This is a genomic window from Streptomonospora alba, assembly GCF_000826685.1.
Taxonomy (GTDB): Bacteria; Actinomycetota; Actinomycetes; order Streptosporangiales; family Streptosporangiaceae; genus Streptomonospora; species Streptomonospora alba.
In genome coordinates this window covers 40,522-55,673 of the sequence record NZ_JROO01000045.1, presented here as the reverse complement: position 1 = coordinate 55,673, position 15,152 = coordinate 40,522, and the positions used below count along the sequence as shown (strand labels likewise).

Genomic DNA, 15,152 nt, shown 5'->3' with positions numbered 1-15,152 from the left:
GCGCGTCGCCCCCGGATGCGATGCGGGGCCGGCGGGGCGGCCGCCCCGCCGGCCCGTGTGATTACCGGCCCTGGCTCTCGTCCTCGCGCCCGCGCTGCCCGGGCACCTGCTGACCGGTGCCGGCCGCGGCGCCCGCCGCGGCCTCGGCCTCCTGGCGGGCGCTGGCCACCGCCTCCGCGGCGATCTCGGCGGCGTGGTCGGCGGCCTCGGTCGCCGATTCGTGAGGCCGACCGGAGGTCAGCTGAGCCGGGGACTCCTCTCCCGCCTGTTCTCCCGCCTGCTCGCCGGACTCCTCGGGGCCCTCCTGGCCGGAGCCGGTGGACCCGGTGGGCGCGGCGGCGCCGGTGTCGGCGAACGCCTTGCTGACGTTCTGCACCGCCTGGCTGAGTTCGCCGGGGATGACCCAGAAGGTGTTGCCCTCGCCGTTGGCCAGGCTCGGCAGCATCTCCAGGTACTTGTAGGCGAGCAGCTTGGGGTCGGCGTTGTTGGCGTGCACCGCCTGGAAGACGCGCTCGATCGCCTGGGCCTCGCCGTCGGCCCGCAGGATGCGCGCCTGCTGGTCGCCCTGGGCCTCGAGGATGGCCTGCTGGCGCGCGCCCTCGGCGGTGAGGATGCGCTGCTGGCGCTCGCCTTCGGCGTGCAGCACGACGGCGCGCTTGTCGCGCTCGGCGCGCATCTGCTTCTCCATCGCCTCCTTGATGGAGGGCGGCGGGTCGATGGCCTTTATCTCGACCCGGTTCACCCGGATCCCCCATTTGCCCGTCGCTTCGTCGAGAACACCCCGAAGCATGGAGTTGATCTCCTCGCGGGAGGTCAGCGTGCGCTCCAGGTCCATGCCGCCGATGACGTTGCGCAGCGTGGTCACGGTGAGCTGGTCGATCGCCGCAAGGTAGTTGGCGACCTCGTAAGCCGCGGCCCGCGGCTCGGTGATCTGGTAGTAGAGCACGGTGTCGATGTTGACGACGAGGTTGTCCTCGGTGATCACCGGTTGCGGCTTGGAAGAGAAGACCTGCTCACGCAGGTCGTACTTGGTGTTGACGCGGTCGACGACCGGGATGATGAAGTTCAGTCCCGGCTTGAGGGTGCGCTGGAAGCGGCCGAACCGCTCGATGTTGTAGGCGCGGGCCTGCGGCACGATCCGCACGGTGGAAACGACAGCGAGTACGACCAGGACAGCGATGACGATGAAGAGGATGTCGATCCCCATGGCTACCTCCCGGAGGCCGAGCGGATGACGGAGGAAGGCGTGCTGCTGCGCGGCCCGCTCACGGCAGCGCCTCCCTGGGATAGACGACGGCCGTGGCGCCGTCGATCTCCATGACGTCGACCCGTGTTCCCGGCGGGATCACGGTGTCCTCGTCGATGCAGCGGGCCGACCACTCCTCGCCGTGGAGCTTGACGCGGCCCTGCTCGCCGGTGACCTCGTCGACGACCACGGCCGACTGACCCACGAGGCCGTCGGTTCCCGACCGCAGCGGCGGCGGCTGGCGCAGGTGCCTCTTGGCGATCGGGCGCACCACCACCAGCCCGGCGAGCGAAGCGACGGTGAAGATGAGAACCTGCGCCACAAAGCCCATGCCCACGGCGCCGGCTACGCCGGCGATCAGCGCCGCCGCGGCGAGCAGACCCAGTGCCAGGGTGAGCGTGAAGACCTCGGCGACGCCCAAGGCGGCGGCCGCGATCAGCCAGAGGGCCCATATCGGCATCGTTACCGACCTCCCGTCCGGACGCGGCTTGGTCTAAAACTACCCCCTAGAAGTGAGCAACCACATCGGCGCACGGCACATTCCAGACACGGAAGGGTCGTGCGGGGCGCGCCCTGCCGCGCCGCCCGCACCCGGCGCGTGCCGGCGGGCGCGACAGGACGCGGATCAGTCCTCGTCCTCGAGGTCTCCCTCCAAGGCGAGGTAGGTCTCACGCAGCCGATCGAGCGTCTCGGGGTCGGGGTTCTCCCACAGCTCGCGGTCGGCGGCCTCCAGCAGCCGCTCGGTCATGCCGCGCAGCGCCCACGGGTTGGACTGCTCCAGGAACTCGCGGTTCTCGGGGTCGAACACGTAGCTCTCGGCGAGCTTGGCGTACATCCAGTCGTCGACGACCCCGGCTGTGGCGTCGTAGCCGAACAGGTAGTCGACGGTGGCGGCGAGCTCGAAGGCGCCCTTGTAGCCGTGCCGGCGCATCGCGGCGATCCAGCGGGGGTTGACCACACGGGCCCGGAAGACGCGGCGGGTCTCCTCGCCCAGAGTGCGGGTCTTGACCTGGTCGGGCACCGCGGAGTCGCCGACGTAGGCAGCGGGGTTGCTGCCGGTCAGCCGGCGGACCATGGCGACCATGCCGCCGTGGTACTGGAAGTAGTCGTCGGAGTCGACGATGTCGTGCTCGCGGGTGTCCTGGTTCTTGGCGGCCACCGCGATCCGCCGGAAGGAGGCCTCCATGTCCGTGCGCGCCTCGCGGCCGTCGAGTCCGCGGCCGTAGGCGTAGCCGCCCCAGACCGCGTAGACCTCGGCGAGGTCGGCGTCGTCGCGCCAGTTGCGGGCGTCGATCAGCGGCAGCAGACCGGCGCCGTAGGCGCCAGGGCGCGATCCGAAGATGCGGGTGGTGGCGCGCCGCCAGTCGCCGTGGTCGGCGTGGTCGGCCAGCGCGTGGGCGCGCGGGAAATTGCTCTCCGCAGGTTCGTCGAGTTCGGTGACCGCCTTGATCGCGTCGTCGACCATGCCGATGACGTGCGGGAAGGCGTCGCGGAAGAACCCGGAGATGCGCATGGTGACGTCGATTCGCGGGCGGCCCAGCTCCTCCAGCGGGACGATCTCGAACCCGGTGACACGCCGCGAGGCGTCGTCCCAGGTGGGGCGCACGCCCAGCAGTGCCAGCACCTCGGCGATGTCGTCGCCCTGAGTGCGCATGGCGGCGGTGCCCCACACGGTCAGCCCGACCGAGCGGGGGTAGTCGCCGGTGTCGTCGAGGTGGCGGCGCACCAGCGAGTCGGCCAGGGACTGACCCACGTCCCAGGAGTTGCGCGACGGCACGGCCTTAGGGTCGACCGAGTAGAAGTTGCGGCCGGTGGGCAGCACGTTGACCAGGCCGCGGGTGGGCGAGCCGGAGGGGCCGGCGGGAACGTGGCCGCCGTCCAGGGCGTGCAGGACCGCTCCGATCTCGTCGCGGGTGGCGGCCAGGCGCGGCACGACCTCCTCGGCGGCGAAGTCCAGCACGCGCACCGCCTGCCGGACGGGCTCCCCCTCGGGCACGGCGCCGCCGAGCTCGCGGACGACGGTGGGCTCGGCCTCCGCGGGCGCCCAGCCGCGCTCCTCCATCGCCTCGACCAGGCGGCGGGCCAGCGTGTCGACGAGGTCGAGGGCGTCGGAGGCCGTGCGCGCGGGGCCCTCGACCAGCTCGGCCAGTTTCGCGGGAACGTCCACGCGCGCGCCCGGCTCGGCCAGCAGCTCCTTCTCGTCGAGGCCGAACGCCCCGGCCAGCACGGCGCGCAGGCCCGGCAGCGCTCCGGCCTGCCCCGCCCAGACCTGTGAGGCGCGGAGCACCGCCATGACCAGGTTGATCCGGGGCTCTCCCTCGGGGGCGTCGCCCAGGATGTGCAGGCCGTCGCGGATCTGCACGTCCTTGATCTCGCACAGGTAGCCGTCGACGTGCATGACGAAGTCGTCGAACTCGTCGTCACCGGGCATCTCGTCCCGATGCAGGTCGTGGTGGAGCTCGGCGGCCTTGATCAGCGTCCAGATCTGCTGGCGCAGCGCCGGCGCCTTGTCCGGGTCGAGGTCGTTGACCAGGGCGTATTCGTCGAGCAGCTGCTCGAGCTTGGCGATGTCGCCGTAGGTGTCGGCGCGGGCCATCGGCGGGACCAGGTGGTCGACGACCGTGGCGTGGGCGCGCCGCTTGGCCTGGGTGCCCTCGCCGGGGTCGTTGACGATGAAGGGGTAGACGAGCGGGAGGTCGCCCAGGACCGCATCGGGGGCGTCCTCGGCCGCCAGTCCCAGGCCCTTGCCGGGCAGCCACTCCAGGGTGCCGTGCTTGCCCAGGTGGACCACGGCGTGGGCGCCGAAGCCGGGGGCCGTTTCGCCGCCGGGATCGGCGGAGGCCTCCAGCCAGCGGTAGGCGGCCAGGTAGTGGTGGGACGGCGGCAGGTCGGGGTCGTGGTAGATGGCCACGGGGTTCTCGCCGAAGCCGCGGGGCGGCTGGATCATCAGCACCACGTTGCCGAACCTCAGCGAGGCCAGGACGATCTCGGGACGGCCGCGGGAGTCGTCGACGTAGAGGTCGCCGGGCGGCTGTCCCCAGTGCTCGGTGACCGACGCGCGCAGCTGAGCCGGCAGCGCCTCGAACCAGCGCAGGTAGTCGTCCAGCGGGACCCGGTTGGTGGCCGCGGCCAACTGGTCCTCGCTGAGCCATTCGACGTCGTGGCCTCCGGCGCGGATCAGGGCGTGGATGAGGGGGTCGCCGTCGTCCTCGCGGCGGTCCTCCTCGGGGCCGGGCACACGCCACAGCGCGTCGTCGTCGCCCAGGTCGTAGCCGCGTCCGGCGAGCTCGCGGAACAGGCGCACGGCCGAGGCGGGCGTGTCCAGGCCCACGGCGTTGCCGACGCGGGAGTGCTTGGTCGGGTAGGAAGACAGGACCACGCCCAGGCGGCGCCGGGCGGGCGGCACCGCGTGCAGGCGGGCGTGGCTCACCGCGATCCCGGCGATGCGGGCGGCGCGCTCGGGGTCGGCCGCGTAGACGGGGATGCCGCTGTCGTCGGCGACCTCCTTGAACGAGAACGGCACGGTGATCAACCGGCCGTCGAACTCGGGGATGGCCACCTGCATACCGGCGTCCATCGGGGTCAGCGCGGCGTCGGAGGCCTGCCAGCGCTCGCGGGTGGAGGTCAGCACCAGGCCCTGCAGGATGGGCACGTCCAGGGCGGCCAGCGCGCCGGCGTCCCAGGCGTCCTCGTCGCCGCCGCCGCTGGCGTCGGCGGCCACGGCGCCGCCCGCGGCGAGCACGGTGGTGATGACGGCGTCGGCGCGGTCCAGGATCTCGAACAGGCCGGGGTGGCTGTCGCGGGAGAGGCCGCGCAGCGAGCCGGAGAAGACCGGAAGGGGTGCGCCGCCGGCGTCGGCGATCGCGTGGCACAGCGTGTCGACGAAGTCGGTGTTTCCCGACAGCTCGTGGGCGCGGTAGAAGACCACGGCCACGGTGGGGGCCTCGGCCGAGGGCTGCGGCGCGGCCCGCCCGTCGGTGCTCGGACCGATCTCGTGGACGCCGTATTCGGGCATGGCCTGGGGCGGCTCGAAGCCCTCGCCGGTCAGCAGCACGGTGTCGGAGAGGAACCGCGCGAGTTCACGCAGGTTGGCGATGCCGCCTTCGCGAAGGTAGGCGTGGGCGTCGGTGGCGACGCCGGAGGGCACCGTGGAGTGCGCGATCATCTCGGCGTCGGGGGCGGCCTCGCCGCCCAGTGCGACCAGCGGGACGCCGTGGGCCCGCAGCCGCTCCAGCCCGCCGGGCCAGGCCTCGCTGCCGCCCAGCAGCCGCACGACGGCGATGTCGACGCCCTGGAGCAGCTCGCCGAGGTCTCCGGGATCGGTGCGGGCGGGGTTGGCGGTGCGGTAGCCGGAGTCGGCGGCCCTCGCCGCCAGCAGCTCGGTGTCGGCCGTGGACAGCAGCAGGATGGTAGCCACGCGTGGTCGTCCTTCTCTGGCTAGCCGGGGTCCTCGCCCCGTGTCCGGAAATGGGCACGACGGACGAAGTTCCTGGCTCGGGCGGCGCTCCGGCGGGCGGCGCGCGGGCCCTGACAGTTGCGGGACAGCCGCGGACTCGCACCGCGTTCCTTCGTGCCGTCGGCGCCCATCTTGGCAGACGGCCGCGGGCGGGCCCCGGGCGGCGCCGTCCGAGCACGGCGAGCCGGGCACCACCGGGGCTGCGGCGGTGACACGGTCCGGCCATACGGTTCCGGCCGCTCCCCGGCTTTGGGAGAATCGACGACCATGAGCTACCCCCCGCCTCCCTCGGATCCGGACGACCCCTACAACCGGCCATTCCAGAACGATCCCTACGCACAACCGGGCATGCCCGGCGGCGGCTACCCGGGCGACCCCTCAGCCGACTTCGGCGGCCCCTTCGATCCCGGTTTCCAGACGGGAGGGTGGCAGGGCCCCTCCGAACAGCCCCAGAACGACGCCGTACTCACCACCATCGGCGACATCGCCATCACCCAGACCTCCGTGATCACACCGGCGGGCCGCATGCCGATCAAGGGCAGCACCTGGACGGTCACGGACGTGACACACACCACCCAGGGCGTCTCGCAGACGGGCATCATCCTCGCGGTGGCGTCGGTGGTGGTGGGCATCTGGTTCTGCGGCATCGGCCTGCTGGGCCTGCTCTTCCTGCTCATGAAGGAGGAGAAGACCACGGGGAACGTGCAGGTCACCGTCCAGGGAAGCGGCGTCTACCACTCCACGCTGATCCCCGCTCACGGCCCGCAGACGGTCGTCCAGGTCACGCAGTCGGTCAACTACGCCCGCTCCCTCGCGGCGACCTGACGCTCCGCGGCGAGGAGCGGCAAGCGGTAGGCGCGGCGATCCCCTTCCCCGTCGTCGTGCGGGGCGCGCGCTCGGCGGTCGAGGGCGACCGCGCCCGGTCAGCCGATACCGGCGATGTTCATGCCGGTCTCCGCGGCGACGGCGGCGACGACGCTCCACAGCACCGTCGCGGCACCGACCCAGGCGAAGGCGGCGCGGGAGCTGGCACCGATCCCCACCGCCACCAGGGCCGAGAGCTGCGTGCCCAGCCCCAGCGGGCCGAGCAGGGCCAGCGCGGGCATCCCCCACCGCCGCGCGATGCGCTCGGCACGGGCGCGGCGCCCCGTGGACACCGGCGCAGTGTCGGGACTCTCGCCCCGGCGCCTGCGGCGGCGAGCGATCCACCATCGGCGGATGCGCTCTCCCGACCACGCCGCGACGCCCACCGTGACGAGGTTGCCGACCGCCCCGGCCAGCAGCGCCACCACGGGGTTCAACCCGGCGACGATGCCCGCGGGGATCACCACGACAGCTTCCAGCCAGGGCGTCGCTCCGCCCAGGAACACACCGACGGCCACCAGTATCTGCCCCGCGCTCATGGGCTCCACTCTGCCGTACGCGCGGCCGGGCTTCGACGGCGGATCACGCCACCGCCTCAGTCCTTCGGCCGCTCGTCGATCACCCGGCGGATCTTGCCGACCGAGCGTTCGAGGGATTCGGAGTCGACGACCTCCACGTCGACACTCACACCGACCCCGTCCTTGACGCGCAGGGCGATATCGGCCGCGGCCGCGGCGCGGCGATCGGCCGCGGTGTCGCCGAGCGCCTCGACCAGGACCGTCATGTGGTCCATCCGGTTCTTGCGACTCAGCCGCAGCTGGAAGTGCGGGGCGAGGCCCTCGGTGCCGAGCACGATCTCCTCGATCTGGGTGGGGAACACGTTGACGCCGCGCAGGATGATCATGTCGTCGCTGCGCCCGGTGACCTTGTCCATGCGCCGGAAGGCCGGACGCGCGGTGCCGGGGCGCAACGCGGTGAGGTCGCGGGTGCGGTAGCGGATGATCGGCAGCGCCTGCTTGGTCAGGGAGGTGAACAGCAGCTCGCCGGTCCGGCCGTCGGGGAGCACGTGCCCCTCGATCGGGTCGACGACCTCGGGGTAGAAGTGGTCCTCCCAGATGTGCAGTCCGTCTTTGGTCTCGACGCACTCCTGGGAGACACCGGGGCCCATCACCTCGGAGAGGCCGTAGACGTCGACCGCGTGGATGTCCATGCGCCCTTCGATCTCGCGGCGCATCTGCTCGGTCCACGGCTCGGCGCCGAAGATCCCCGTCGTCAGCGAGGTGGTGCGCGGGTCGATGCCCTGGCGCTCGAACTCGTCGAGCAGCGTGAGCATGTACGACGGCGTCACCATGATGATCTCGGGGCGGAAGTCGTGGATGATCTGCACCTGCCGGGCCGTCATACCCCCGGAGGCAGGTACGACGGTGCAGCCGAGCTTCTCGGCGCCGTAGTGGGCGCCGAGGCCGCCGGTGAACAGGCCGTAGCCGTAGGAGATGTGCACCGTGTGGCCGGGGCGGCCGCCGGCGGCGTGGATGGACCTGGCCATCGTCTCGGCCCACACGTCCAGGTCCGCTTCGGTGTAGCCGACGACGGTCGGTTTGCCCGTCGTGCCGCTGGAGGCGTGGATGCGGCGCACGTCGCGCCGCGGAACGGCGAACATGCCGAAGGGGTAGCCGTCGCGGAGGTCCTGCTTGGTGGTGAAGGGGAACTCCGCGAGGTCCTCCAGCCGTCGGCAGTCGTCGGGGTGCACACCGGCGTCGTCGAACTTGCGGCGGTAGAGCGGCACGTTCTCGTAGGCGTGGCGCAGTGTCCACTGCAGGCGCTCCAGTTGCCGCGCGCGCAACTCGTCGACGCTGAGGCGCTCGGCCGGCGACAGGTCGTCGGCCGCCGGCGCGGTACCCGCCCCCCGGGCACTCGGGACTCCGCCGTAGGTGGTGGTCATGCTGGAGACTCCTCGGTGCTCGACCTGCCGACGGTGCGGCTGCGACCGCGGAACTCGGCGACGACTTCCTCGCCTTGCGGGCTTCGGCGGCGGACCGTGACGTCGTAGATGCCGTTGCGGCCGTAGCGGGTGCGCTCCTGTGCGGCGGCGGCCAGTTCGTCGCCGAGGCGGGCGCTGGCGACGAACGAGATCTCGGCCCCTGCAGCGACGGTGACGGGCCCGTGGCTGTTGCACGCGGCGGCGAACGCCGTGTCGGCGAGCAGGAAGAGGAAGCCGCCGTGCGCGATCCCGTGCCCGTTGACCATCCCCTCGGTCACGCGCATACGGGCCGCCGCGCAACCGTCGCGCGCCGAGGTGACGTCGATGCCGAGGGAGGCCGAGGCGGCATCGGCGTCGAGCATGGCGCGGGTCGCGTCCGCGACCTCCGTGGACGGGCGTGGCACAAGCCTCCACCGCCTTACTTACTGACCGAATGGACGGTAAATAATCGCGATCAATTGAAAGCCGGCGCACGAATCCCTGTCAAGAGCACAGCGGTGCAGCGCCCGCCGCCGCGACAGGGCCCCGGTCCCGCCTCTCGGAGAGGAGCGCGGCGGTGGTTCCCTGCCCGCGCCGGGACGTGGTGGGATCGAGCGGAGCCCTTGCGCCTCTTCGGAAGGCCGAAGCGCCGTGACGTTCGCCGACCCGCCGCGCACTCCCCTCCGCCGCGCCCTTTACCGGGCGCCGATCGGGATCTACCGGCTCGGCCTCGGTCGACTGCTGGGAGGACGCTTCCTGCTGCTCACCCACCGCGGCCGCGTCACCGGCCGCCCCCGCCGGGTGGTGCTGGAAGTGATCGGCCGGGATGAGCAAAGCGGCGGCGTGCTGATCGCCTCCGGCTACGGCGACCGGTCGCAGTGGTACCGCAACATCCGCGCCGATCCCCGCGTACTGGTGGAAGTCGGCCGGCGGCGCTACCGCGGCACCGCGGTTCCGCTGCCGCCGCAGGAGTCCGGCCGTGCCCTCGCCGACTACGCCCGTCGCCGCCCGCGCACCGCCGCCGGCCTGGTGCGCGCCCTCGGCCACGAGCCCGACGGCACCGACCGCTTGTACGAGCGGCTCGGAGCCGACCCCGACGGCGGCATCCCCGTCATCGCCCTGCGTCCCGACCGGTGACCGGGCACCGGGCACCGGTGCGACCAGGCTGCGGCACCGCGAACCCGGTGGCGCTCGACGACCACGCAGCGCCGCCGCCCCGCTGTACGTCGGGGCGGCGGCGCTGCGGCGACCACATCGGGTCAGACGTTGACGCTGCGCCTGCGGAAGGCGATCAGTCCCAGCGCAGCGAGGACCGCGGCGATCGCCAGCAGGACGACCACGGGCCCGGCCGCGAACTCCTGGGCCGGCATCTGCGCCGGGTGGTGGAACGGCGAGGCGTCGAAGGCCGTGTCGGGAAGGTCCATCAGCGCCCCGAAGGTGCCGACCACCAGCCCGTAGCCGACGACGACCCAGGCCGCCGAAACGGCGCGCGGCAGCGCTCCGAAGAGCAGCGCAGCGGCGCCCAGCACCACCAGGACCGGCGGCACCTGGTTCAGGTAGGCCAGCAGCAGATCGCCGAAGTGCTGCGAGTCGCCGGTGACCAGGGCGGCGCCCAGGCCGGTGGCCGCGCCGGCGACCGCCATCAGCACGACCACTCCGGCGGCGGTGACGGCGAGGCTGCTGCCCAGCCACTCCCAGCGGCTGACCGGGGTCGCCAGCACCGGCTCACCGCGTCCCTTGGTCTCCTCGGCACGCAGGCCCTGCACGGACAGGATCGCGTAGGCGCCGGCGAGGAAGGCCATGAACCGGGCCATGTAAGCGAGGTAGCCGGCCAGCATCTGTTCGGCGCCGCCGAACAGATCGACGAACATCGCGGGCAGGTCGCCGGCGGCCTGCAGCAGCGTATCGGCGTAGGCGCCGAAGGCGAGCGCGGCGATGCCCAGCCCGGCGGCCCACCAGAGGATGGAGCTGCGCTGCAAGCGCAGGGCCAGACCCCACGGGGTGCCCAGCCACGGCGAGGCGCGCGGTCGGCCAGCCCGTACGGCGAGCAGGCCCGCGCCGAGGTCGCGGCGCATCAACAGGGCGTAGCCCACCGCGATGCCGACCGCCGCCGTCGCGAGCGGCAGCAGCAGCGGCCACCAGCGGTCGAGTACGAACGGCGCGGTCTGCTGCCCCCAGGCCAGCGGCGAGAACCACGAGAGGAGCGACCCTTCCTGCTCGGCCATGTCGCCGCCGGAGCGCACGACGTAGGAGGCTCCCAGCACCGCGCCCGCCATGCCCGAGGCCGCACGGGAGTATTCGGACAACTGCACGGTGACCGCGGCGACCCCGGCGAAGGCGAGCCCGGTCGCGGCGACGGCGGCGGAGAACAGCACGGAGCCCGCGGCTCCGTACCCGCCGACGCCCGTCATCATCGCGAAGACCGCACCGGCGACCGCGACGTCGGTGATCACGGCGACGGCCAGCGCCGCCGTCAGGGACGCATACCGGCCGACCACATTGGCGCGCACCAACTCGGCCCGGTTGTGCTGCTCCTCGACCCGGGTGTGCCTGCTCACCAGCAGGATGTTCATGAGCGCGACGAGGATCAGGAAGTAGAGCCCGTAGCCGTTGGCGACGAACCGCTCCAGGGAGGGTTCCTCAAGGCCGTAGCCGGGCCCCACCATGAGCCTGCCGACGGGGTCCCGGAACAGCTGCGAGACGGCCTGCAACTGGGCCTCGTCGCCGTAGACGGCGGGCAGAGCAGCGGCCAGGTAGCCCATGAACACGGCGAATCCCACGGCCCAGGCCGGGAGCCGCACGCGGTCGCGGCGCAGCAGGAAGCGGGTCAGCGTCCAGGTGCCGACGAAGCCGTGGCCGCCGCTTCCGAGGTCGTCCGGGGGCGCCTTGTGCGACGCGGACGCGGTGGCGGTCACCTCGCCACCTCCGCTGCTTTCGCGCCGCCGCCGCGCAGCTCGTCGCCGTAGTGGCGCAGCAGCAGCTGCTCGAGCGTCGGCGGGTGGGCGGTCAGCGAGCGCACGCCGAGCGGAGCCAGAGCCCGGACGGCCTCGTCGACGTGCTCGCCGTCGACCTCGAACCGGACCTGGCCGTCCCGGTGCTCCAAACCGTGCACTCCCGCCAGGCCGGCCAGGGGCTCGGGCGATTGCGCGGTCTCGGCCATGACGGTGGTTCGGGTGAGGTGGCGCAGCTCGGCCAGCGTTCCCGTCTCGACGATCGCGCCCTGGCGGATGATGGAGATCCGGTCGGCCAGGGCCTCCACCTGACCGAGGATGTGGCTGGAGAGCAGGACCGTGCGGCCCGCGGCCTTCGCCTCGCGGATGCACTCCTGGAACACCGCCTCCATCAGCGGGTCCAGCCCCGCAGTGGGCTCGTCGAGCAGCAGCAGCTCGACGTCGGAGGCCAGCGCGGAGATCAGCGCGACCTTCTGCCGGTTGCCCTTCGAATAGGTGCGGCCCTTCTTCGTGGGGTCCAGGTCGAAGCGCTCGCAGAGCTCGTCGCGGCGCTTGCGGTCGAAGCGACCGCGCAAGCGGGCGAACAGGTCGATCGCCTCGCCGCCGCTGAGGTTGGGCCACAGCTCCACGTCACCGGGGACGAAGGCCAGCTTGCGGTGCAGGGCCACCGCGTCCGACCACGGATCGCCGCCCAGCATCCGCACGTGGCCGGAGTCGGCGCGCAGCAGCCCCAGCAGCACCCGCAGCGTCGTGGTCTTGCCCGCGCCGTTGGGACCCAGGAAGCCGTGCACCTCCCCCTCGGCCACGCTGAGGTCCAGCCCGTCCAGAGCCGTGACGGCCCCGAACGACTTGCGTAGCCCGCGGATGTCGATCACGGCGGACCGTTCACTCATCACTGCCTTCTTCCTCGTCCTCACTCGGAGCGAACGCGTGCTGCATCCGCTCGTAGGCGTCGTCGGTGAAGAGGCCCTGCAGGGCCTCCATGGCGGCCCGCACGTAGCGGACCTTGTCTTCGGCGGGGCCCTCGAAGGTCATCCCCAGGAGGCGTTCGGCCTGCTCGTTCAGCACCAGCAAGCCCAGCGACCAGAGCACGAGCACGGTGTTGACGTCGTGGGTCCTGTCGAGGGGCTTGAAGAGGCCGGCGCGCTGGCCCTCCTCCATCGACGCCGCGGTGGCGCCGATGATGCCGTCGACCAGGGCGTCGGCGTGCGGTGAGCCTTCGATGAGCATCCTGGCCAGGTAGCGCATCAGCGGGAAGGTGTCGGACTGATCGCGCAGCGCCCCCAGGAGGTCGATCTTGGATCCCCGGCTGAGGGCGTCCCGCTTGCTTTGTTCGATAACCGCGGCCACGTGCTCGTCGCAGGCCGAGCGCAGACCGTCCTTGGAACCGAAGTGGTGGGACACCAGGGCCTGCGAAACCCCGGCCTCGGCGGCGACGCGCTTCATGCTCGTGCCCTGCATTCCGTGCTCGGCGAAGAGGGCGATGGCGGCATCGCGGATCCGCGCCCGGGCAGTGAGGTCCTCCGCGGACCCTGAGGCTGATCGCATGATCAGTATCCTAACTGATCGAACAATCAGCCGTAAACCAGCGGCTGCCACGGGCATGTGCGAGCCGCCGCCTGCGCGCGGTCCCCTACGCGCCGCACCGCCGGGCTCCCGCCCTGTGGCCGGTGTTCAGGCGCGTACCGTCCTCACCGCCTTGCCGCACCCCGCAACCGCACGCCCGCACCCCGCCGCTCACGCCGGCTCCCCGTGCCCGCCCAAACCCGCGGTGTGGGCGAGCAGGCCCGCCTGCGTGCGGTTCTCGCAGCCGAGCCTGGTGAGCATGCGCGAGACGTAGCTCTTGACCGTGGCCTCGGACAGGAACAGGCGGCGAGCTATGGCCGCGTTGGACATGCCCTCGCCGAGGCAGCCCAGGATGTCGCGCTCGCGGTCGCTGAGGTCGGCGACGCGGCGCCGCGCGTCGGCGGTCCGGGCGGGGGCGGAGGCGCCGACCAGGCGGCGGGCGGCGTCAGGGGACATGACGGTGTGGCCGTCGGCCGCGACCCGGACGAGGTTGACGAGGTCCTCGGCCGGGGTGGACTTGGCCAGGAAGCCGATCGCCCCCGCCGACAGCGCCCGGACGACGTGGGCGTCGTCGTCGAAGGTGGTCAGGGCCACGGTGAACGGGGGCTCGTTCAGCGCGGCGATGCGCTCGATCGCCGCGATCCCGTCCACGCCCGGCATGCGCAGGTCCATGAGCACCACGCGGGGCCGGTGCCGCAGTACGGCCTCCACCGCCTCGGCGCCGTCGCGGGCCCCACCGACCACCGCGATGTCGTCCGCGGCGCCGAGGATCGTGTGCAGGTGGGCGCAGACCATCGGCTCGTCGTCGACCACCAGGACCCTGATCACGGCGCTTGCGCCCTTTCCGCGCCTGCGGGCAGCAGGGCACCCACACGGAAACCGCCGCCCGGGGCCGGGCCCGCGTTCAGCGTGCCGCCGAGCAACTCGACGCGGTGTCGCAGGCCTTCGAGGCCGGCACCCGATCCCCCGGACAACGCGGGGTCGGGTGCGGCCGCGGGCGCCGCGTTGGTGATGTCGACGGCGATCGCGTCCTCCCGGTAGCGCAGCGCGACGACGACCTCGGCGCCCGGCGCGTGCTTGCGTGCGTTGGTCAGGGCTTCCTGCACCACGCGGTAGACCGCGCGGGCGGTGTGCGCGGGGGTGGCGGAGGCGTCCGCGCCTCCAGTCACCGTGAACTCCACCGGTTGCCCGACACCCCGCGCCTCGGCGACCAGGGCCGCGGGGTCGCTGGCCGTTTCGGCGGCGGTCGAGGTATCCGTATCGACGGCGGCCGGGTGCTCGGTGGGCTCGGCCGCCCGGTCCTCGTGCAGCACCCCGACGATGCTGCGGACCTCGTCGATGGCCTTGCTGCCCGCGGTGCGGATCTCATCGGCGGCCGCACGGACCTGCGGGTCGGACGTTCCCGCGCTGAGTGCGCCCGCTTGAAGCACCATCAGGCTGATCCGGTGCGAGACCGTGTCATGCATCTCCGCGGCGAGGCGGCGGCGCTCCTCGACGCGGGTGCGTTCGGCGAGGAGCGCACGCTCCCGCTGCACGTGGCGCAGCCGCTCCCGGCGCGCCAGCGCCAAGCGCCGCGCAAGGCCCGCGGCCACGCCGCCGAAGACCGGAGAGGCCGTGTCGAGCATGCCCAGCGCCAGGGAACCGTCGAACGGGACCGCGGCGGCGACGGTGACGACGTAGGCGGTAAGCACCGCGCCCCCGGCGGCGGCCTGGGCCGGCCGGTGCGCCCGGAGGGCCAGGGTCCCCGAAGCGACGGCGAGCGCGAGCGGGACCCACAGGACACCGCCGGCCGCCGTCAGGTCCCGCCACACCGTGTCGGCGGCGGCCAGGCCGCCGCCGACTGCGGCGACCGCGACGACACCCGCCACCGGACGGCGCCCGCCGGCGATGACCGGCAGCGCCGAGGCCAGTACCATCGCTGCGACACCGGCGGCGACCTCCCCCACGCCAGCCCCGGCCATGATCGCGAGGCAGAACGCACCGGTCCCGAGCGCCAGCGCCACCAAGCATGCGACGCCCACCACCTGCGTCTTCGTCGCGCGGCCGGGTTCGGCCCCCGCCTCCTGCACCTCTGCGGCTTCCGCCATGCCACAACGCTACGGCGCCAGC

At 72.7% G+C, this 15,152-nt stretch carries 13 protein-coding genes and 1 riboswitch; of the genes, 2 read left to right on the top strand and 11 right to left on the bottom strand.

Annotation, left to right across the window (positions count from 1 at the left end):
- Nucleotides 1-61: 61 nt before the first annotated feature.
- From LP52_RS21915 to cobN, 3 genes are all read right to left on the bottom strand, one after another.
- The gene (locus LP52_RS21915) at nucleotides 62-1,207 is read right to left on the bottom strand and encodes an SPFH domain-containing protein (RefSeq protein ID WP_040276253.1); all 1,146 of its coding nucleotides are present in this window, start codon (nucleotides 1,205-1,207) and stop codon (nucleotides 62-64) included.
- A 58-nt stretch (nucleotides 1,208-1,265) separates the two neighbouring features.
- Nucleotides 1,266-1,706: an NfeD family protein gene (locus tag LP52_RS21910; RefSeq protein ID WP_040276252.1), complete on the bottom strand. Its 441-nt coding sequence runs from the start codon at nucleotides 1,704-1,706 to the stop codon at nucleotides 1,266-1,268.
- 165 nt (nucleotides 1,707-1,871) lie between these two features.
- Entirely contained in the window at nucleotides 1,872-5,663 is a 3,792-nt protein-coding gene (gene cobN, locus LP52_RS21905; protein ID WP_040276251.1) for a cobaltochelatase subunit CobN, read from the bottom strand.
- A 66-nt stretch (nucleotides 5,664-5,729) separates the two neighbouring features.
- Nucleotides 5,730-5,815, bottom strand: a riboswitch (cobalamin riboswitch).
- A gap of 154 nt (nucleotides 5,816-5,969) precedes the next feature.
- On the opposite strand from cobN, the gene LP52_RS21900 reads away from it, so the two are divergent.
- Complete coding sequence (locus tag LP52_RS21900) at nucleotides 5,970-6,527, top strand: hypothetical protein (RefSeq protein WP_040276250.1); 558 nt, start codon at nucleotides 5,970-5,972, stop codon at nucleotides 6,525-6,527.
- A gap of 98 nt (nucleotides 6,528-6,625) precedes the next feature.
- Here LP52_RS21900 and LP52_RS21895 read toward each other — a convergent pair whose 3' ends face one another.
- Genes LP52_RS21895 through paaI form a run of 3 tightly spaced genes read right to left on the bottom strand, consistent with a single transcriptional unit; the run spans nucleotide 6,626 to nucleotide 8,909 of the window.
- The gene (locus LP52_RS21895; RefSeq protein WP_040276249.1) at nucleotides 6,626-7,105 is read right to left on the bottom strand and encodes a small multi-drug export protein; all 480 of its coding nucleotides are present in this window, start codon (nucleotides 7,103-7,105) and stop codon (nucleotides 6,626-6,628) included.
- Nucleotides 7,106-7,161: 56 nt separating this feature from the next.
- Complete coding sequence (gene paaK / locus LP52_RS21890) at nucleotides 7,162-8,508, bottom strand: phenylacetate--CoA ligase PaaK (protein WP_040276248.1); 1,347 nt, start codon at nucleotides 8,506-8,508, stop codon at nucleotides 7,162-7,164.
- The gene (paaI, locus tag LP52_RS21885) at nucleotides 8,505-8,909 is read right to left on the bottom strand and encodes a hydroxyphenylacetyl-CoA thioesterase PaaI (protein WP_040276247.1); all 405 of its coding nucleotides are present in this window, start codon (nucleotides 8,907-8,909) and stop codon (nucleotides 8,505-8,507) included. Before paaI ends, paaK begins: the two co-directional genes overlap by 4 nt.
- Before the next feature lie 268 nt (nucleotides 8,910-9,177).
- Here paaI and LP52_RS21880 point away from each other — a divergent pair, with 268 nt between their 5' ends.
- Nucleotides 9,178-9,663: a nitroreductase family deazaflavin-dependent oxidoreductase gene (locus LP52_RS21880; protein ID WP_052810138.1), complete on the top strand. Its 486-nt coding sequence runs from the start codon at nucleotides 9,178-9,180 to the stop codon at nucleotides 9,661-9,663.
- Between the two features lie 122 nt (nucleotides 9,664-9,785).
- Here LP52_RS21880 and LP52_RS21875 read toward each other — a convergent pair whose 3' ends face one another.
- From LP52_RS21875 to LP52_RS21855, 5 genes are all read right to left on the bottom strand, one after another.
- On the bottom strand, nucleotides 9,786-11,441 hold the full coding sequence (locus LP52_RS21875) for an ABC transporter permease (RefSeq protein WP_052810137.1): 1,656 nt from the start codon (nucleotides 11,439-11,441) through the stop codon (nucleotides 9,786-9,788).
- Nucleotides 11,438-12,370, bottom strand: a complete 933-nt coding sequence (locus LP52_RS21870) for an ABC transporter ATP-binding protein (RefSeq protein ID WP_040276246.1) — start codon at nucleotides 12,368-12,370, stop codon at nucleotides 11,438-11,440. The genes LP52_RS21875 and LP52_RS21870 overlap by 4 nt, the downstream gene beginning before the upstream one ends.
- A complete protein-coding gene (locus tag LP52_RS28795) occupies nucleotides 12,363-13,025 on the bottom strand; it encodes a TetR/AcrR family transcriptional regulator (RefSeq protein ID WP_052810136.1) in 663 nt (220 codons plus the stop codon). The genes LP52_RS21870 and LP52_RS28795 overlap by 8 nt, the downstream gene beginning before the upstream one ends.
- Nucleotides 13,026-13,214: 189 nt before the next feature.
- Nucleotides 13,215-13,871 (bottom strand): response regulator transcription factor, encoded by a 657-nt coding sequence (locus tag LP52_RS21860; protein WP_040276245.1) that lies wholly within the window; start codon nucleotides 13,869-13,871, stop codon nucleotides 13,215-13,217.
- Nucleotides 13,868-15,130, bottom strand: a complete 1,263-nt coding sequence (locus LP52_RS21855; RefSeq protein WP_157036437.1) for a sensor histidine kinase — start codon at nucleotides 15,128-15,130, stop codon at nucleotides 13,868-13,870. Before LP52_RS21855 ends, LP52_RS21860 begins: the two co-directional genes overlap by 4 nt.
- Nucleotides 15,131-15,152: the final 22 nt, after the last annotated feature.